The organism is Xanthomonas hortorum (genome assembly GCF_011305375.1).
GTDB classification, from domain to species: Bacteria; Pseudomonadota; Gammaproteobacteria; order Xanthomonadales; family Xanthomonadaceae; genus Xanthomonas; species Xanthomonas hortorum_E.
This window is the reverse complement of record NZ_VCME01000009.1, coordinates 51,875-71,280: the sequence shown is the minus strand read 5'-3', so window position 1 is coordinate 71,280 and position 19,406 is coordinate 51,875. Positions and strand designations below refer to the sequence as shown.

9 protein-coding genes and 1 pseudogene are annotated in these 19,406 nt (G+C 67.6%); 7 read left to right on the top strand and 3 right to left on the bottom strand.

Annotated elements, in window-relative coordinates:
• Positions 1 to 40 precede the first annotated feature (40 nt).
• Complete coding sequence (locus tag FFY45_RS10280; RefSeq protein WP_176340360.1) at positions 41 to 586, bottom strand: phage tail protein; 546 nt, start codon at positions 584 to 586, stop codon at positions 41 to 43.
• Positions 587 to 1,261: 675 nt separating this feature from the next.
• On the opposite strand from FFY45_RS10280, the pseudogene FFY45_RS10275 reads away from it, so the two are divergent.
• The 6 genes and pseudogenes from FFY45_RS10275 to FFY45_RS10250 all read left to right on the top strand — a co-directional run.
• Positions 1,262 to 6,730 (top strand): annotated as a pseudogene (locus tag FFY45_RS10275) (putative Ig domain-containing protein); the annotation flags it as partial.
• A 154-nt stretch (positions 6,731 to 6,884) separates the two neighbouring features.
• A complete protein-coding gene (recC, locus tag FFY45_RS10270; RefSeq protein ID WP_176340358.1) occupies positions 6,885 to 10,289 on the top strand; it encodes an exodeoxyribonuclease V subunit gamma in 3,405 nt (1,134 codons plus the stop codon).
• Complete coding sequence (recB, locus tag FFY45_RS10265; protein ID WP_176340357.1) at positions 10,286 to 14,407, top strand: exodeoxyribonuclease V subunit beta; 4,122 nt, start codon at positions 10,286 to 10,288, stop codon at positions 14,405 to 14,407. The genes recC and recB overlap by 4 nt, the downstream gene beginning before the upstream one ends.
• On the top strand, positions 14,404 to 16,617 hold the full coding sequence (gene recD, locus FFY45_RS10260) for an exodeoxyribonuclease V subunit alpha (protein WP_176340356.1): 2,214 nt from the start codon (positions 14,404 to 14,406) through the stop codon (positions 16,615 to 16,617). Before recB ends, recD begins: the two co-directional genes overlap by 4 nt.
• 138 nt (positions 16,618 to 16,755) lie before the next feature.
• Entirely contained in the window at positions 16,756 to 17,811 is a 1,056-nt protein-coding gene (locus tag FFY45_RS10255) for a virulence RhuM family protein (RefSeq protein ID WP_176340355.1), read from the top strand.
• 351 nt (positions 17,812 to 18,162) lie between these two features.
• Positions 18,163 to 18,537 carry a hypothetical protein gene (locus tag FFY45_RS10250; protein ID WP_233368420.1) on the top strand — a complete coding sequence of 125 codons (375 nt, stop codon included), beginning with the start codon at positions 18,163 to 18,165 and terminating at the stop codon, positions 18,535 to 18,537.
• Here FFY45_RS10250 and FFY45_RS22450 read toward each other — a convergent pair.
• Positions 18,475 to 18,645 carry a type II toxin-antitoxin system RelE/ParE family toxin gene (locus tag FFY45_RS22450; protein ID WP_012439707.1) on the bottom strand — a complete coding sequence of 57 codons (171 nt, stop codon included), beginning with the start codon at positions 18,643 to 18,645 and terminating at the stop codon, positions 18,475 to 18,477. The genes FFY45_RS10250 and FFY45_RS22450 overlap by 63 nt on opposite strands.
• Positions 18,645 to 18,899, bottom strand: coding sequence for a type II TA system antitoxin, ParD family (locus tag FFY45_RS10240; protein WP_176340353.1), 255 nt, complete (start codon positions 18,897 to 18,899; stop codon positions 18,645 to 18,647). Before FFY45_RS10240 ends, FFY45_RS22450 begins: the two co-directional genes overlap by 1 nt.
• Before the next feature lie 216 nt (positions 18,900 to 19,115).
• On the opposite strand from FFY45_RS10240, the gene FFY45_RS10235 reads away from it, so the two are divergent.
• Entirely contained in the window at positions 19,116 to 19,397 is a 282-nt protein-coding gene (locus FFY45_RS10235; protein WP_176340352.1) for a type II toxin-antitoxin system RelE/ParE family toxin, read from the top strand.
• Positions 19,398 to 19,406: the final 9 nt, after the last annotated feature.

Below are 19,406 nucleotides of genomic sequence, written 5' to 3'. Positions count from 1 at the left end.
GCCGCCGGTGGCACGCTGCTTATGAGGTGCAGGCGCCGCCTTAGCTGCGCGAAGGAAAGATGCCGGACAGCGCGATGCAGAAATTGAGCGTGGTGTACGGCTGCAGATTCGGATGCGGCTGGCTGCCACCGGCCTGAGCCACGGTGGCCGGATTCATCGCCACCAGTGTCCCCGGCGCCGCATACAGTGCGGTGGCCGGACCGCTCGTGCTGGCATTGGTGCCGAAAGAGCGGCCGCTGGGACCCCTGTTGTTGCCGGCAGTGCTGGAACACTCCAGCAAATGATTGTGCGCCGGGAGGTTGCTGGGCAGCAGCGACACGTTTTCAGCGCCGGAGCTTTGGCCGATCGTCAGCGGTGCGGGCTGCCAGTTTGGATCGGCCGAAGGCGAAAAGCCGAGCGGTGTGCGCCCGCGCATCTCCGGCAACGCGAAAGTGGTACTGCCATTGCCGCCGAAACGCGTACCAAGCAAGCTGAAGAGTGCCTGGTTCTGATTGATCGGCAGCAGTTGGCCATTGCACTGCGCAAAATACCTGGGCGCAAACGCAAAGCCGGTCATCATGATCTGACCCAAGAAGAACTCACTCATGCGGACTTCCTTCCCGTAAGTGCAACGCCGACTGCGTGTCGGAATAATTTGCACAGATACATGTCATTTTTGAATAGAGCAAGTCTCAACTATTCATAATTGGAATGAAGTATTAAGTTTTTGTTCTTTATTCGTTAGTCAGTTCCTGTTCAAATACCCTCGCAATGTCGAAGGGAGCAATCCCACTAGGGCGACGTTGTCTTCAGGCACGAGGATCGTTGCCGGCGCCGGGGATGGCGCGCTCCAGGGGTGTGGACAGTGAATAAGCAACGTAGGTTTCTAGCGGACGCCACCGGCGGCCGCGCACGTTTGGCCGTGATGTTTGTCCTGTTCGCGATGATGCTCCTGGCGCCAGGTTGGGCGATGGCGCAAGCCTCGACCTACTGCCCGACGCTGAACGCCACCGTGGTGCAGGGCGGCTCGGTACAGATCGACGTGACGACCTGCGATGGCACGGGAGCAGACGATATCGGCGTTGGCTGGAACGGCGTGCAACCCGCGCACGGCACGATCGTGGTGCCCAATCCGAGCGGCGCGCAGGGCACGCAGATCGTCACCTACACCCACAACGGTGACGGCGCCACCAGCGACACGTTCCCCCTGGAAGATGGCCGGGGCGACACCATCACCGTCAACATCACCATCACCCCGTCGCTGTCGGCCAGCATCGCGGTGAGCCCGGCCAGCCGCAACGAAGACAGCGGCGCCGCCTTCACCTACACGGTGACGCTGAGCCAGAGCAGCAGTTCGGCGACCACGGTGAACCTCAGCCGCAGCGGCACCGCCACCAGCGGCACCGACTACACGGGTGCGCCGAACAGCGTGGTGGTGCCCGCCAACGCCACCACGACCACCTTCTCCGTCACCCCGGTCGCCGACACCACGGTGGAGGCCAACGAGACGGTGGTGATCAGCGTGGCCAGCGGCAGCGGTTATGCCATCGGCAGCCCGTCCAGCGCCACCGCCACCATCGTCAACGACGACTTTCCGACCGCATCGATCACGGTGTCTCCTTCCAGCGTGCCCGAGGACGGCGCGGCCAACCTGATCTATACCGTCACGCTCGACCAGGCCGCGCAGAGCGCGGTGTCGGTCGCCTTCAATGTCGGCGGCAGCGCGACCTCGGGCAGCGACTACGCGGCCGTGAGTTCGCCGCTGACGATCGCCGCCGGCCAGATCAGCGGCACCATCACCATCAATCCCACCGCCGATGCCACCATCGAACCGGACGAGACCGTGGTGATCAGCCTCGCTGCGGGCAGCGGCTACAGCGTGGGCTCGCCCAACAGCGCCATCGGCACCATCGCCAACGACGACCAGCCAACGCTGTCGATCAACGACGTCTCCGTGAACGAAGGCAATGCCGGTACCAGCAATGCCACCTTCACCGTCTCGCTGAGCCAGCCTGCCGGCGCCGGCGGCGTCAGCTTCGATATCGCCACCGCCGATGGCACCGCCACCGCAGGCGTGGACTACGTCGCCTCCAGCCTGACCGGGCAGACCATTTCCGCCGGCAGCAGCAGCGCCACCTTCACCGTGCTGGTCAACGGCGACACCCTCAGCGAACCCAACGAGACCTTCTTCGTCAACGTCAGCAACGTCAGCGGCGCCAGCGCCGGCGACGTTCAGGGCCAGGGCACCATCGTCAACGACGATGCGCAGCCGGCGTTGTCGATCGACGACGTCAGCGTTAACGAAGGCAACAGCGGCACCACCACGGCCACCTTCACGGTGAGCCTGAGCGCGGCCAGCGGCCAGACCGTGTCGGTCAATTACGCCACTGCCGACGGCACTGCCACCGCAGGTAGCGACTACGTCGCGCGCTCGGGCACGCTGACGTTCGCGCCGGGCACCACCGCGCAGGGCGTGGCGATCACCGTCAATGGCGACACCGCGGTCGAACCCAACGAGACCTTCAGCGTCGGCCTGTCCGGTGCCAGCAACGCCAGCATCGCGCGCGCCACCGGCGCCGGCACCATCCTCAACGAGGACGTGGTGGTGACGGTCGGGCCGGCATCGCTGCCGGCGGCGACCGCGGGCAGCGCCTACAGCCAGAACCTGAGCGCCAGCGGCGGCACCGCGCCGTACAGCTTCGCCGTCACTGCCGGTGTGTTGCCGGCCGGGCTGACCCTGAGCGCTGCCGGCGTGCTGTCCGGCACGCCCACCGCCACCGGCAGCTTCAACTTCACCGCCACCGCTACCGATAGCGGCGGCAGCCCCACCAGCGGCAACCGTGCCTACACGTTGACCGTGGCCGGCGCGACGGTGACCTTGCCGGCGACCAGCTTGCCGGCCGGCACTGCAGGCCAGGCCTATTCGAGCGCGCTCAATCCGGCGACCGGCGGCATTGCGCCGTATACCTACGCCGTCACCGCCGGTGCCTTGCCAGCGGGCATCACGCTCAATGGCAGCAGCGGCGCCTTGACCGGTACGCCCGGCAGCGTGGGCAGCTTTGCCTTCAGCGTGACCGCTACCGACAGCACCAGCGGCACGCCCTCGCAGGGCACGCGTGGCTACACCTTGACCATCGCTGCGCCGCCGATCGTGGTCGCGCCCTCCACGCTGCCGGCCGCCACGCGTGGCACTGCCTACAGCCAGACGCTGAGCGCCAGTGGCGGCACCGCGCCGTACACCTACGCGCTAGCAAGCGGCACGTTGCCGGCCGGTCTCACCCTGGCCAGCAATGGCACGCTGTCGGGTACCGCAACGGTGGAAGGCAGCTTCAACTTCACCGTGACCGCCACCGATGCGGGGAGCTTCACCGGCAATCAGGCCTACAGCCTGACCGTGGCCGGCCCGAACCTGGTGTTGCCGGCGAGCAGCTTGCCGGCAGGTACGGCCGGGCAGGCGTACTCCGCAGCGATTACGCCGGCTACCGGTGGCACTGCGCCCTACAGCTATGCAGTGAGCGCTGGCGCGTTGCCGACGGGTGTGGTCGTCGACGTGGCGACCGGTGGACTCAGCGGCACGCCGACCGTGGCGGGCACGTTCAACTTCACCCTGACAGTGTCCGACAGCACGCCCAGCCCGGCGGCGCAGGCCAGCCGCAGTTACACGCTGACCATAGCGGCACCTGTGGTCGTGATCGCGCCCACCGCGTTGCCAGCTGCGACTCGCGGCACGGCCTACAGTCAGGTGCTGACCGCCAGCGGCGGCAGCGCGCCTTACACGTATGCAATCAGCGCGGGCAACGTGCCGGCTGGCTTGACCCTGGCCAGCAACGGTACGTTGTCGGGCAACCCGACGGTGGAAGGCAGCTTTAACTTCACCGTGACGGCGACTGACGCGAACAATTTCACCGCTGCGCAGGCCTATGCGCTGACGGTGGCCGGCCCGAACCTGGCGTTGCCCGCAAGCACCTTGCCGGCAGGCACGGCCGGGCAGGCGTATGCGGCGACGATTGCTCCGGCCACCGGCGGCACCGCGCCCTACAGCTATGCACTGACCGCCGGTGCGTTGCCGACAGGTGTTGTCGTGGACGTGGCGACCGGTGCACTGAGCGGCACGCCGACCGTGGCGGGTACGTTCAACTTCACCCTGACCGTGTCCGACAGCACGCCCAGCCCGGCGGCGCAGGCCAGCCGCAGCTACACGCTGACCATCGCGGCACCTGTGGTCGTGATCGCGCCCACCGCGTTGCCGGCCGCCATGCGTGGCACGGCCTACAGCCAGGCCTTGAGCGCCAGCGGCGGCACCGCGCCATACACGTATGCAGTCAGCGCGGGCAACGTGCCGGCCGGCCTCACCCTGGCCGGCAACGGCACGCTGTCCGGTAACCCGACGGTGGAAGGCAGCTTCAACTTCACCGTGACGGCGACTGACGCGAACAATTTCACCGCTGCGCAGGCCTATGCGCTGACGGTGGCCGGCCCGAACCTGGCGTTGCCCGCAAGCACCTTGCCGGCAGGCACGGCCGGGCAGGCGTATGCGGCGACGATTGCTCCGGCCACCGGCGGCACTGCGCCCTACAGCTATGCACTGAGCGCTGGTGCATTGCCGACGGGGGTTGTCCTGGATGCGGCAACCGGCGGGCTCAGTGGCACGCCGACTTTGTCGGGCACCTTCAACTTCACCCTGACCGCCACCGACAGCACGCCCAGCCCGGCCGCCCAGGCCAGCCGCAGCTATTCGGTCACCATTGCAGCGGCGACGCTGGTGCCGGCGCAGCCCACCCTGCCACCGGCGGTGCGCGGCAGCGCGTACAACCAGGTGCTGACTGCCAGCGGTGGCGTTGCGCCGTATCGCTACAGCATCGCCAGCGGCACCTTGCCGGCTGGCCTGACGCTGGCCAGCGACGGCACGCTGTCGGGCACGCCAACCACGCAGGGCACGTCGTCCTTCACCATCGCGGTGGCCGATGCCGGCAATGCCAGCGCCACGCAGGCCTACAGCTTCACGGTGAGCGATGCGGCGCCAGTGGCCGTGGCCGATGTGGCGGCCACCATGTCCGACACCGCGGTGACGGTGGCGGTGACCGCCAACGACACCGGCAACATCGCATCGATCGCCATTGCCACTGCGCCGACCAACGGCACCGCCGTGGTCAACGGGCTGGAGCTGGTCTATACGCCGGCCGCCGGTTTCGTCGGCACCGATGTGGTGAGCTACACGGTCACCGGTAGCGGCGGCACCTCGGCCCCGGTCACGTTGACCATTACGGTCAACGCGCGGCCGGTGGCGGTGTCGGTGACTGCCGCGGCAGTGCCGGGCGAGGCGCAGCAGGTCGATCTGACCCGCAATGCCACCGGCGGGCCGTTCGTGGCTGCGGCCGTGGTCGCGGTGCTGCCGGCCTCGGCCGGTACCGCCACCATCACCCGGACTGGCGGTACCGCCACTGCGGCGGCGGCGCGTGCCTCCGGCCCATCGCCGGCGGCGGCTGCGATGGCCGAGACGCCCACGTTCATGCTGACCTTCACCCCGAACCCGGCGTTCGTCGGCCAGGCCACGGTGCAGTTCACCTTGTCCAATGCGTTCGCCACGTCGGTGCCGGCCAGCGTGGTGTTCACCATCGCGCCGCGTCGCGACCCGAGCGTGGATGCGGAAGTGCGCGGCTTGATCGATGCGCAGTCCGAGTCCACGCGGCGTTTTGCGCGGGCGCAGATCGACAACTTCCAGCGCCGTCTGGAAGCCACCCATCGCGGCGGCAGCACCTTCAGCAACGCGGTGAGCTTCCAGCCGACCTCGCATTGCCGCCAGGCCGATCGCGGCATCAGTGCGCAGCCGTGCAGCCCGGACACGCAGGAGGCCGACAACGACTTCCGCGATGCGCCGGCAGTGGCGAGCAGCGGCAACAGCACTGCGCAGGGTCAGGGCGACCTGGGTCTGTGGGTAGGCGGTGCGATCCGCTCGGGTAGCCTGGACAAGCAGTCCAACAGCACCGGGGTGGACTTCCAGACCGACGGCCTGAGCGTGGGCGCCGATTACCGGGTGGCGCAGTCGCTGGCGATCGGTGCGGGCCTGGGTTGGGGCCGCGACGACAGCGATGTGGGCAGGAACGGCAGCCACTCCAAGGCCAGCGCCTACACCATGGCGTTGTATGCCAGCTTCCACCCGGGCAAGGCGTTCTTCTTCGACACCTTGGTGGGCTACCAGCTGCTGTCCTACGACCTGCGTCGCTTCGTCACCGACGATAGCTCGATGGCCGAGGGCAACCGCGACGGCAAGCAGTGGATCGCGTCGGTGTCCACCGGTGCGGACCTGCAGCGTGGCGATCTGCAGATCACACCGTATGCGCGCGTGGATGTGGCGCGTGCCACGCTGGATGGCTATGTCGAAGACGGCGTGGCGCCGTTCGCACTGCGCTATGACGACATGGACGTGGCCACCACCACCGGCAACCTGGGCCTGCGGCTGGAATGGCGCCGCGACGTGGCCTGGGGCCGGCTGACCCCGCAGTTGCGCGTGGAATATCAGCGCGACTTCCAGGGCCGTGGCGATGCCACGCTGAGCTACGCCGATCTGAACGGCGGGCCGTTCTATCGCGCCGGTCAAAGCGCGTTCGATCGCAACCGTCTGATGGTGGGCATCGGTGCGGCGTTGTTGACCGAGCAGGGCCTGTCGACGCGGCTGGAATACCGCGGCATTACCGATGGCGACAACAACGACGATCAGACCTGGATGATCAATCTGGAAAAGAAATACTGATCGCGGGAAGCGTCATGCAATGAGGCAATGCGATGGGCCGGGCGGAAACGCTCGGCCCATCGCGTTTGTCTGCCGCGCCGATCGCCATCGTGCGGTCGCCGAGCGCATGCGCAAACAACGCAGTGCGCCTGCATCCGGCACAATGCACGTACGCATGCACGCCACTTCCGCGCCAGATTTTCGCCTCTATCCGTCAAACGCGCTGGATACGCTGGCCGCCTTGCTCGCACAGGAGCTGCGCCGGCCGGTGCCCGAACAACCGCTGCTGCAGCCGGAGGTGGTGCTGATTCCGCAGGTGGCGATGCGGCGCTGGTTGCAGTCCACGCTGGCGGCCGAGCACGGTGTTGCAGCGAATCTGGAATTCCTCACCCCCGGCGAATTCGTCGCGCGCGCGCTGGAGTGCAATCTCGGCCCGGCCGACGACGATCTGGATATGGCGACCACGCAGTGGCGGCTGTACGCCGCCTTGCAGGCCGATCTGGGCAGCGATGCGGCATTGGCGCCGTTGGCCGGCTATTTGTCCGATGGCGATGCGCTCAAGCCCTGGGCGCTGGCCGGCGAATTGGGCAACGTGTTCGAGAAGTACCAGGCCTGGCGACGCGACTGGTTGCTGCGCTGGGAAGGCGGCGCCGACCCCGACGACCCGCAGGCGCGCTTGTGGCGCAGCATCGCGTCCGGCCGGCAATACCGCGCCCGCCGCATCGGCCAGTATCTGGATCGGTTTGCGCGGGCCGATGGTCCGCTGCCGCAGGGCTTGCCGAAGCGCCTGTTTGCCTTCGCCATCCTCAACATCTCGCCCGACGTGCTGCGCGTGCTGGCCACGCAAGCGCGCGTGGGCACGCTGCATTTCTATCTACCCACGCCCACGCAAGGTTACTGGGGCGATCTGCAAACCTTGTGGCAACGCCGGCGCGAAGACGGCGCGGTGCAGCTGTTCGCCGAGCAGGTGCAGGAAAACCCGCTGCTGCAGGCCTGGGGCGCGGCCGGGCGCGATTTCATGGCGTTGGTCGGCGACTACGAGGTGGTGCATCCGCTGGCCGAGATCGCCGCCTACGCCGATCCGCTGGAGTCCGGCCGCCGCGTGCTGGCCGACGGCGGCCTGGGCGATAGTTTGCTGCGGCGTATGCAAAGCGACCTGTTCCATCGCCGCGCGCCAAGCGTGCCTGCAGCGTTGCCGGCGGTGAATCTGCACGACCCCAGCCTGCAGGTGCACGCCTGCCATACGCGGCTGCGCGAGTTGCAGGTGCTGCACGACCAACTGCGCGCCTTGCTCGACGACCCACGCTTCGACCCGCCGCTGCAGCCACGCGAGATCGCGGTGCTGTCGCCGGACATCGACCCGTACGTGCCGTATCTGGACGCGGTATTCGGCAGCCATGGCAACGACGACGCGCTGCCGTACGCGCTGGCCGATGCCAGCCCGTTGGCGAGCGAGCCGCTGGCCGAGGTGTTCCTCACCTTGCTCGGCTTGCCGATTGCACGCTTCGGCCTGCACGAGATTCTCGACCTGCTGGCCAGTGCGCCGATCGCCGAGGCCGCCGGCCTGGACGAAGCGGGACTGGAACGCCTGCGCGGTTGGCTGCATGCGGCCGGCGCGCGCTGGGGGCTGGATGCGGCGCATCGGCGTCAGCACCAGGCACCGAGCGACGACGCCTATACCTGGCGTTTCGCGCTGGACCGGCTGCTGCTCGGCCATGCCAGCGGCGCCGACGACGATATCGAGGGCGTGGCGCCATGGCCGCAGCTGGAAGGCAGCGCATTGGCCGCACTCGATATCTTGTTGAAGCTGCTGCGCGTGCTCGAACGTCACCAGTCCGTATTGGCCGAAGCGATGACGCCGGTCGAGTGGCGCGAGCGTCTGCTCGGCCTGCTGGAGGCGCTGATTCCAAAAGCACCCTCGGCACCGCGTGCGCAGCGCGCGCTGGATCGCTTGCGTACCTTGATCGACCAATTCGCCCGCGACGCAGTGCGTGCCGAGTACGCGGGTAAGGTGCCCGCCGAGGTGGTGCGTGCGCACTTCGCCGCAGTGCTGGGCGAGTCGGACACGCGCGCGCCGCTGCTCACCGGCGGCATCAGCTTTGGGCGCATGGTGCCGATGCGCCTGCTGCCGTTCCGGGCGATCTGCCTGCTTGGCATGAACGATGGCGACTTCCCGCGCCGCGACCCCGCCGCCGGCCTTAATCGCCTCACTGCAGAGTTGGGCACCGAGCGCCGCCGCCACGGCGATCGTTCAACGCGCGAGGACGACCGGTTTTTGTTTCTGCAGTTGTTTGCCTCCGCGCAAGAGGTGTTCTACCTGAGCTACCTCGGCGCCGATGCGCGCGATGGCAGCGCGCGCGAACCGTCGGTGCTGGTCAGCGAGTTGCTGGCCAGCGCTGCGCAATATCACGCCGACCCAAAGGCCATCGATACGCTGGTCGTGCATCACCCGTTGCAGCCATTCGCCGCGGCCGCCTTTGGTGCGCTGAGCGAAGACGGTGCCGACCCGCGTCGCTTCAGCTATCGCCGCCAATGGCGGCCCGCAGTGGATAGCCTGGTCGGCCAGCGGCAGCCGCTCGCGCCGTGGATGGCTGGTGTGTTGCCGGCCGATGAGATTGCGTTGCCGACCAGCGTCTCGATCGACGAGCTGCGCCGCCTGTTCGCCGACCCGGCCGGGCAGTTTCTGCGCCATCGCTTAGGGATGCGCCTGCCCGATCCGGCCGGCGAAGACAGCGACCTCGAACCGTTGCTCGCCCCCACGCGCGGGCTGGACCAATACGGCCTGCAGCAGCATGTCTTCGACGCCGCGCTGGCCGGCGACACCGACCGGCTTTACGAGCGTCTGCGTGCACGTGCGTTGCTGCCGTCCGGCCCGTTGGGGCGTCGCCAACTCGATGAGCGCGTGACGCAACTGCGCCCGTATGCCGAGGCATTCCGGCAATGGCGTGGCGTGGCGCCGGCCGAGTCGCGCCGGCTGCAGGTGCAGATCGGCGAGACCGAGTTGCACGGCCGGGTGCCGGGTTGGTATGCGAGCGGCGTGGGGCGGGTGCAGGTCGGCGCGCTCAGCGGCCGCAGCGCGATCCGCCACGGCCTGGAATGGCTGCTGCTGCGCGCCGCCGGCGAGCACGCGCCGTATGTGCGCTTCTTCGAACACGACGACGGTTTAGGCCCGCATCCCATCGACGCCGAACCGCTGTCGCCAACGCAGGCGCAAACCGCGTTGGCTGCACTGCTGCAGGTGTATCGGCAGGGCTTGCAGACGCCGCTGGCCTTCGCGCCCTACAGCAGCTGGAAGTATCACCAGGCCGCGCTTGGCGACGATCTGGACAAGGCCATCAAGGACGCCGCCGGGCAGTGGCAATCCAGCTTCGGCTGGAGCGAATCGCATAGCCCGGAGCTGCGCTTGGTCCACCGCGGCCGCGACCCGTTCGCCGATGCGCAGCGCTTTGCCGAGTTCGCCATCACCAGCCATCGCGTGTACGACTTGCTCGAGCGCGGCAACGCCGATGCCACGCTGGATCCGGAGCGTCTGATCGAGAGCTGGCGCCACTGGCACGGCGCGCAGGAAGAGGCCGAATGAGCACCAGCCCCGTCACCGACCCGTACCTGCATTTGCCGTTGCACGGCGTACGCCTGATCGAGGCCAGCGCCGGCACCGGCAAAACCTTCACCCTGGCCACGCTGTTCACCCGGCTGGTGGTCGAGCGTGGGCTGCGCATCGGCCAGATTCTCGCCGTCACCTTCACCGAAGCCGCCACCCAGGAACTGCGCCGCCGCATCCGCGAGCGATTGGTGCTTGCCGCAACGCTGGTCCCCAATGCCCCATCGCCTTTCGTAGGAGCGGCCCCGGCCGCGACCAAACCATCAGCAACGCCGGTGCCTAATGGCACACCAGCTTCTGTAGGAGCGGCCTCGGCCGCGACCGACCTCGCCAACGGCCCGTCGCGGCCAAGGCCGCTCCTACACGAAGCGCCCGACGCCCTTCTCACCACGCACCCGGCGACCAGTACCGAAACCCCCGCCGCGACCGACCTCGCCGAAGACCCGTCGCGGCCAGGTCCGCTCCTACAGGACGCGCCCGACGTCCTGCTCACCCGCACCATCCTCACCACCCACCTGGCCACCGGCACAGAAACACCTGCCGCCTTACGCCGCCGCCTGCAGCAGGCAGTCGAAGAAATCGACCTGGCCGCGGTCTTCACCATCCACGGCTTCTGCGCACGCGTACTGCGCGAACATGCGCTGGAAAGCGGCCAGGCCTTCGCCGCACCGGAACTGCTCGCCAACGACCGCGAACTGCTGGGCGAAGTCGCCGCAGATCTGTGGCGCCAGCGCGCCGCCGATGCGGCGATGGCCGAAGACCTGATCGCGCTGTGGTCGGGCGGCCCCGATGCATTGGCCAGCGATCTGCGCACGTTGGTCCGTCATCCGACGCTATTGCCGGCGGTGGCAACGACCACCGACGATGCGGCCGCGCTGCTGCAGGCCGTGCAAGACGCCAGCACCGCATTGGCCGCCGCATTCCAGGCGCACGGCACCGCGTTTTTCGAAACCATCATGTCCGCCATCGACAGCGGCATCCTGAGCAAGGTCAGCTACAAGCCCGAGTGGCTCTCATCGCTGTGGCATTGGTTCGACAGCTTCGCCGCCGCGCCATTGATGCACACCGCGCCGCACCCCAAGCTGATCAAACTCACCGCCGCGGAACTGGCGGCCGGCACCAACAAGAAGTTCGTCGAGCGCACGCCGGCCTCGCCGCTGAGCCACGAAATCGATGGCTATCTCACCGCGCTGGCCCGTGTCGAAGAATGGCGCACACGCCGCCGTATCCGTCTGCTGCACGCATTGCGCGACGACGCCATCGCACGGCTGTCATTGCTTAAGCGCCAGCGCCGCATACAGACCTATGACGACCTGGTCGATGGCGTTGCGCACGCACTGGAAGGCGCGCAGGCCGAGGCCCTGGTCACCCGGCTGCGCGCGCAATACGCCATCGCGCTGGTGGACGAATTCCAGGACACCGACGATCGCCAATGGGCGATCTTCTCCAACGTGTTCGGCGAAGGCCCGCTGGCACGTGCGGCGGGTCTGGAGCCGGCGCTGTTTCTGATCGGCGACCCCAAGCAGGCCATCTACGGCTTCCGTGGCGGCGACGTGCGCACCTATCTGGCCGCCGCAGTTACCGCCGAACTTGCCCCCCCGCTGAGCCACAACTTCCGCTCGCGCCCCGGCGTGCTGGCGGCGATCGACGCGCTGTACGCGCAGGCCGGCTACACCGAGGCCTTCCTCACCGACGGCATCGCCTTCCACCCGGTGCAGCCCGGCACCAAGCGGGTGGATGCCGACTTGCAACGTGATGGCAACGCCGCCCCGGCCCTGACCCTGTGGCGCGCGCCGGAACCGCCGCCCCCAACCAAAGGCAAGCCCAAACCCTGGAGCGCCGGCCGCGCGCGCGAGCTGGCCACCGCCGCCTGCGTCGCCGCCATCCGCAGCTGGCTGGCCGATGGCCGCGACAGCACCGCCACCATCAATGGCAGCCCGGTACAGGCCGGCGATATCGCCGTGCTGGTGCGCAGCCACGGCGAGGCCACGCGCATGCAACAGGCGCTGGGCGCGGTGGGCATCCCCGCCGTGGCGGCCGGCAAGCAAAGCCTGTTCGCCACCGACGAGGCGCTGGAGCTGCTGGCCCTGCTGCAGGCCTTGCTCGACCCGGGCGACGACAGCCGCCTGCGCGCCGCGCTGGCCACCGTGCTGATCGGCGCGGACGCCGCCGCCATCGCCGCGCTTGCACACGACGGCGAGCGTCACCGCCGCTGGCAGCAGCAGGCGCTGGACTGGCGCGAGCGCTGGCAACGCGGCGGCCCGCTCGCCCTGATCGGCGACCTGGGCGCCGCGCACGGGCAACGCCTGCTCGCCCTGGTCGATGGCGAGCGCCGCCTCACCAACTACCTGCAGCTGGCCGAACTGCTGCAGGAAGCCGACGCCCGCGCACTCGGCCCGCATGGCCTGGTCGACTGGCTGTCGCGCCGCATCGCCAATGCCGACGACAACGACGAAGCCCAGCAGCTGCGGCTGGAGTCGGACGCGCGCCGCGTGCAGATCGTCACCCTGCACAAGAGCAAGGGCCTGGAATATCCGCTGGTGTTCCTGCCGTACATCGGCATCGGCCGCAGCGACAAGGGCGCCGGCCGCCATTGCGTGGTGCACGCGCCGGACCTCGGACGCCAGCTGCATTGGAAGACTGATAAAGACGATCCAACCTGGAGCGCCGCCGAAGCCGCCTGGAAGCAGGAACAACGCGCCGAAGACGCGCGCCTGCTCTACGTCGGGCTGACCCGCGCCGAGCACGCGCTGTGGATCGCCAGCGGCCCGTTCCATCAGCACGAGCGCACCGCGCTGTCCGGCATGCTGCGCGCGTTCGACGCGCTGCAGGGCGCGGCCGGCGAGGGCGCAGTGGTGGTCGACACGTCTACGCCGCCCGCAACCCTGCCGCGCCTGCCGCCACCGATCGAAGCGCAGGTGCCGCCGGCGCGCACCCCGCAGCGGCATATCGCACCCGAGTGGTGGGTCTACAGCTTCACCCAGCTGGCCAATGCCGACGCCGGCGCCGCCACCGACCCGATGGCCAGCGCCACGGTGGTCGGCAGTGGCGGCAGCGACGAGCCGTCCGGCAGCGAGGCGATCGCGGTGGCCGCCGAGGTCGACACCTTCGACCCGCGCTTTGCCGGCAACCGCTTCGGCGTGGTGATGCACGACGTATTCGAGCGCTGCGACTTCGCCGCCTGGCAAGCCTGGCAACCCGGCCAACCCGCACCCGAGGGCCAGGCCGCCGCCATCCTCGAGGCGCTGCAGCGCGGCGGCTACACCCAGGACGAACTCGACGACGGCCTGGCCATGCTCACCGCCCTGATCGGCCACACCCTCACCGTCGCCCTGCCCGAAGGCACCACCCTGGCCGCCGTGCCCGAGCCGCAGCGCCGCAACGAAATGGAATTCCACTTCGCCATGCGGCCCACCCGCGTGGAGGCATTGCTCGCACTGCTGCATCGCTTCGGCGTGGTAAGCGACCGCCAGGCCTTCGGCGCGCGCCAGCGGCTGGAAGGCCTGATGACCGGCCTGATCGACCTCACCTACACCGTGGACGGCCGCTGGTACGTGCTCGACTACAAGTCCAACCGCCTGCCCAGCTACGACGCCGACGCCCTGTCCCGCGCCATGGCCCACAGCGAGTACGAATTACAGGCGCTGATCTACACCGTCGCGCTGCACCGCTGGCTGCGCTTCCGCCTGGGCGACGCCTACGACTACACCCGCGACTTCGGCGGCGTGCGCTACCTGTTCTGCCGCGGCCTGGATGCGGCCCGCAACGCTGCCGCTAACCCTGGCTCCGACCTTGCCCGCAACGCCGAGGCCAACCCTGGCGCTGACGCTGCCCGCAATGCCGCAATCGACCCTGGAGCCGGCCTCGCCAGCGACGCCATGTCCGAGACGCCCGCACCCGGCATCCAAGCGGCGTCCGTCTCCGATGCGCCCGGCATCCACGCGTGGCGCTTCGCCCCAGCTCTGGTCCAAGCCCTGGACGCCCTGTTCGCCGGCAACCCCACAGAGCCTATTTCCAGTGACGCCTTAAAGCCCCTCTCCCCTCGGGAGAGGGGTTGGGGTGAGGGTACGTCCACCATGGGAACGCCCACCCCATGAACCACCCAAACCTCCTAACCGCCCTCAACCAGGCCGGCGCCCTACGCACGCTGGATCTCGCCTTCGCCCAAAGCCTGCAACGCCTGGCCCCGGACACCGACCCCCAGGTGTTGGCCGGCGCCGCATTAGCCTCGCTGGCCGTCACCAGCGGCCACGCAGGGCTGGACCCCACCCGCGCCGCCATGCTGCTGGACCCACGCGACGGCCCAGCACCCACCTTCCCAGATCCCACCGACTGGCAACGCACCCTGGCCGCCTCGCGCTGGGTCAACCAACCGCATCCCGAAGACCCCGCCGCAGCCGACTGCCCGCTGGTCCTGGAACACGGCCTGCTCTACCTGCGCCGCTACCGCGAGTACGAACGCCGCCTGGCGTTAGGCCTGCAACGCATCGCCGCCCAGTCACCGCCGCCCTTCGACGCAGCCACACTAGCGCCGCTGTTCGCGCAGTTATTCCCAAACGCAGCAGCCTCATCCCCTCTCCCCCCGGGAGAGGGTGCCCGAAGGGCGGGTGAGGGTACGGGCCTGCCCGAGCCATCCGTCTACCAGGAAGGTACGGCCCCGCCCGAGCCATCCCTCTACCAAGACGGCACAAACCCACCGGCCCCATCCCACCACCAAGACCGCCAAGCCCAAGCCGCAGCCCTCGCCCTGCGCCGCACCCTGCTGCTGGTTACCGGCGGCCCCGGCACCGGCAAGACCACCACCATCGCCCGCCTGCTGCTGCTGCGCATCGCGCAAGCCCAGGCAGCCAACACCCCAGCCCCGCGCATCGCCCTGGCCGCACCCACCGGCCGCGCCGCCGAGCGCATGGCCGAGAGCCTGCGCGCCGCCGTTGCACGCGCCATCGCCAACGGCATCGACCCGGCCCTGGCCGACGCCCTGCCCACCGGCGCCAGCACCCTGCATCGCCTGCTCGGCGTCATCCCGGATTCCCCGCAGTTCCGCCACACCGCCGACAACCCGTTGCCATTCGACCTGATCGTCGTCGACGAAGCCTCCATGGTCGACCTGCCGCTGATGTGCAAACTGGTCGAAGCGGTGGCCGACGGCACCCAGCTGATCCTGCTCGGCGACGCCGACCAGCTGCCCTCGGTGGAAGCCGGCGACGTGCTCGCCGCCATCCTGCAGGCCGCCGGCCCCGGCGACGCCTTGCAGCCGCACGACGCACAGGCGCTGCAACCGCTGCTCGGCAGCGCGCCCACTGGCAGCACGCCTGCCAGCACCCAGACCGTCAGCCACACCAACACCGGCGGCCTAGCCGGCCATCGCGTGCACCTGCTACGCGGCTACCGCCAAGCAGACAACTTTGCACTCACCCCGTTGGCCGACGCCATCCGCACCGGCGACGCCGACACCGCCCTGGCCCTGCTGCGCAGCGGCGAGCTGGCCGGCGTGCACTTCCACGAAGACGGCGAAGACCCGCTGGCCCTGGGCCGCGACGCATTGCTCGCCCACTGGCGCGCGCTTGCCGACGCGCAAGACCCCGCCGCCGCCCTGCGCGATGCCGCGCGCCTGCGCCTGCTCACCGCCGTGCGCGCCGGCCCGCAAGGCGCGCGCGGCCTCAATGCCCGCATCGAACAACTGCTGGCCGACACCGGCTCCGGCGCCCGCCGCCTCGGCGCCTCCTCGCCCTGGTTCCAGGGCCGCCTGCTGCTGATCACCGAAAACAGCTACCGCCACGGCCTGTTCAACGGCGACGTCGGCATCTGCCTGCGCAGCGAAGCGAGTCCCTTCTCGGGGCGCAGCGACGAAACGCCGTCTTCAGCGCCAGGCCAGTCCGGCGGCACCGCCAACCGCCATGTCCCAAGCACAGACAGCCGTGCCCAAGCCCCGCTGGTCGCCTGGTTCGAAGGCGACGGCGACGGCCAGGTGCGCGGCTTCCACCCCGCCGCACTGCCCGCGCACGAAAGCGCCTTCGCCATGACCGTGCACAAGGCCCAGGGCAGCGAATTCGACACCGTCTGGCTGCAACTGCCCACCCGCGACGCCCGCGTGCTCAGCCGCGAACTGCTCTACACCGGCATCACCCGCGCCCGCCGCGCCCTGCACCTGGCCGGCAGCGAAGCGGTCATCCGCAGCGCGCTCGCCCGGCACGCCGCACGCATCTCGGGCCTGGCGTGGCGGTTGGGTGCGCAGCAGCAGGCGGCACCTGCCAAGCCAGCAACAGGACCATCCACTGCGTTGCCCGTGCAGGGGTCGTTGTTCTGATGGACGCGAGCCGGCGCGATGGCAACATCACTTACGGCAGAACGGCACGTTCGCCTATCACCATCACCGGGCATGCTCGGATAGCATCATGGACGAAGAAAAACTGGTTGTGCGGTATCGCCAGCATGGGAGGCATCAATGGCGAAAAAGCATGAAATTTCGCTCGTCCGCTCGTCGGCGGCCGAATACCTGACATTCGTGGCCGCCGCAGGCGAGGGCGGCGTGCAGGCGGCGTATGCCGACGAAAACGTCTGGCTAACGCAGAAGATGCTGGCCCAGCTCTACGATGTCGAAACCCACACCATCAACTACCACCTGAAAAAGGTGTTCGCTGACAACGAGTTACAGCCAGATGCAGTTATTCGAAATTTTCGAATAACTGCCGCCGACGGCAAGAGCTACGACACCAAGCACTACAACCTCGCGGCCATCATTGCCGTGGGCTACAAGGTCAATTCCGAGCGCGCGGTGCAGTTCCGCAAGTGGGCCACCACCATCATCGAGTCCTTCACGATCAAGGGCTTCGCGATGGACGATGAGCGCCTGAAGAATGACGGCACGGTGCTCGGCAAGCGCTACTTCGAAGAGCAGCTGCAGCGCATCCGCGAGATCCGTCTCTCCGAGCGCAAGTTCTACCAGAAGATCACCGACATCTACGCCACCGCCCTGGACTACGATGCCACCGCGCAGGCAACCCAGCGGTTCTTCGCCACAGTGCAGAACAAGCTGCACTGGGCCATCCACGGGCAAACCGCAGCAGAAGTCGTCTACCACCGCGCCGATGCCGGCAAGCAGCACATGGGCCTGACCACCTGGGCCGATGCACCGCGCGGGAAGATCCAAAAGTTCGATGTGGCGGTTGCCAAGAACTACCTGACCACCGGCGAGATGGCGCAGTTGCAACGCCTCGTATCGGCCTATCTGGACCTGGCCGAGGACATGGCGCTGCGGCAGATCCCGATGACCATGCAGGATTGGGAAACGCGTCTGAATCGTTTCATCGAAGCCACCGACCGGCAGGTGTTGCAGGACGTAGGGCGCGTCACCGCCGAGATCGCCAAAGCGCATGCGGAAAGCGAGTTCGAAAAGTACCGAATCGTGCAGGACCAGCTGTTCATGAGCGATTTCGATCGCGTGTTGCAGCAGCTTGATGCAGGAGACCGGGTGGACGGTGCCGACGAGGACTTGCGCTAGACGGTGATGTGGGAAGCGCCAAAGCGTCAGGTCCCCAACCGCGCGCGATAGTGCACGTTGGATTGAAAGATCGCTCCGAGGATGAATCGCGACTAGCGTCTGCCCAGGAGTCGCCCGCCACGGTTGTTCCGCCCGTCCAGGGCTCGTACCCCAAGCCGGAGAGATGGCATGAGAACTGACGACAAAGAAGCGCTTGCGCGTAAGAGGTGAATGATGAAGGCGATATGGGTTCTTGGGATTCTCGCGCTGTCAGCCTGCTCCAGCGCGACTGCGGCTGGGAGGCTGGAGATCAGACTCCAAAACAGACAGGCAGCGCATACAGCGACAGCTGGAGCATCCGTCTCAGTCACGATGGCCAACGCAGGTGACCAGCCCATCGAGCTACCTGCGGCGTATGTTCCAGACGTAGATAAAAGCGGGAGATTGCAGACCAATCTGTTCAAGGTCATGCAAGAGGACGGCAGCCCCGTCGACTATCGCGGCATCTATGTGCGCAACGTCCGCGGCTCCACACCATCTCTTGTTTTGATACCGGGGCAGTCAATCGTCAAAACGATCGATCTGTCATTGAGTTACCAGATCATGCCGGGGCGCAAGTACTCGGTCGCTGTACACCCGTTTGTGCGTTATCGGGAGCAGCAGGAATCAAAGAGTAAAACCACCTCAGCCGATATGACGTCGCTGAAGACTGCTACATCCAACATCATCGAGATCACGCCTCGATAGGTCTGCGATGTACCGGCGAACCTGCGCCTGGCCCCAGCGTGCCGAGGTGTAGCGGATGATCCCGCGCAGATCGGCTTCGGCTGCGTCGGTGAGAACGTAGCCGTGCATCAGCCGCGACGGCTCTCGGCCAACTCTTCATCCAGGATGGCGCTGACGCTCTTTGTGGAAACCTTGCCGGCAAGGCCTTCCTCGACGCGTCCCCCAAGCAGGTTTTTCAACTGTTGCCATGCCTGATCGGGGTTCTCGTCGTCAGGGAAGAGGCGTTCAAGCGCGTATTGCTTGATGGTCTTGCCCTGCAGAGCGGCCAGCGCCTTCAGGCTCTGGTGCTGCTGATCGTTCAGATCGATGGTCAAGCGGCTCATGACGAACTCCGAAATCCATGCAAACCCACGTTAACGCATCTGCTTCAGCTGGTTGGCTGGTTGGCTGGTTGCAGAGCTTCGGAGCGCTACTGCGAGTTACGTCGTGCGTTGTTTTGATGGGGACTAAGCCGCGTAAGGCTTCAGCAGCCCGGCGCGGGGGCGATCTCGCAGCTATGACGGCTTGCGTCACATAACGGATCACGTTATGGTCAGCACATGATCAGGAGCTTTGTCGACAAGGAAGCCGAAAAGATCTGGTTGGCTGAGCGCTCCCGCCGGTTGCCGGCTGACATCCAGTCGGTCGCGCGCCGCAAGTTGCGCATGCTCAACGCTGCCGCGCACCTCGACGATCTGCGCATTCCACCTGCCAACCGGCTGGAAGCGTTGAAGGGCGAGCGCCGCGGGCAGTACAGCATCCGGATCAACGACCAATGGCGCATCTGCTTCCGATGGATGGAGGGCGATGTCACCGAGGTCGAAATCGTCGATTACCACTGAGCAAGAGGC

Coding starts and splice junctions, on each gene's coding strand:
- FFY45_RS10280 (WP_176340360.1), bottom strand. CDS start 586: ATGAGTGAGTTCTTCTTGGGTCAGATCATGATGACCGGCTTTGCGTTT.
- recC (WP_176340358.1), top strand. CDS start 6,885: ATGCACGCCACTTCCGCGCCAGATTTTCGCCTCTATCCGTCAAACGCG.
- recB (WP_176340357.1), top strand. CDS start 10,286: ATGAGCACCAGCCCCGTCACCGACCCGTACCTGCATTTGCCGTTGCAC.
- recD (WP_176340356.1), top strand. CDS start 14,404: ATGAACCACCCAAACCTCCTAACCGCCCTCAACCAGGCCGGCGCCCTA.
- FFY45_RS10255 (WP_176340355.1), top strand. CDS start 16,756: ATGGCGAAAAAGCATGAAATTTCGCTCGTCCGCTCGTCGGCGGCCGAA.
- FFY45_RS10250 (WP_233368420.1), top strand. CDS start 18,163: ATGGCCAACGCAGGTGACCAGCCCATCGAGCTACCTGCGGCGTATGTT.
- FFY45_RS22450 (WP_012439707.1), bottom strand. CDS start 18,645: ATGCACGGCTACGTTCTCACCGACGCAGCCGAAGCCGATCTGCGCGGG.
- FFY45_RS10240 (WP_176340353.1), bottom strand. CDS start 18,899: ATGAGCCGCTTGACCATCGATCTGAACGATCAGCAGCACCAGAGCCTG.
- FFY45_RS10235 (WP_176340352.1), top strand. CDS start 19,116: ATGATCAGGAGCTTTGTCGACAAGGAAGCCGAAAAGATCTGGTTGGCT.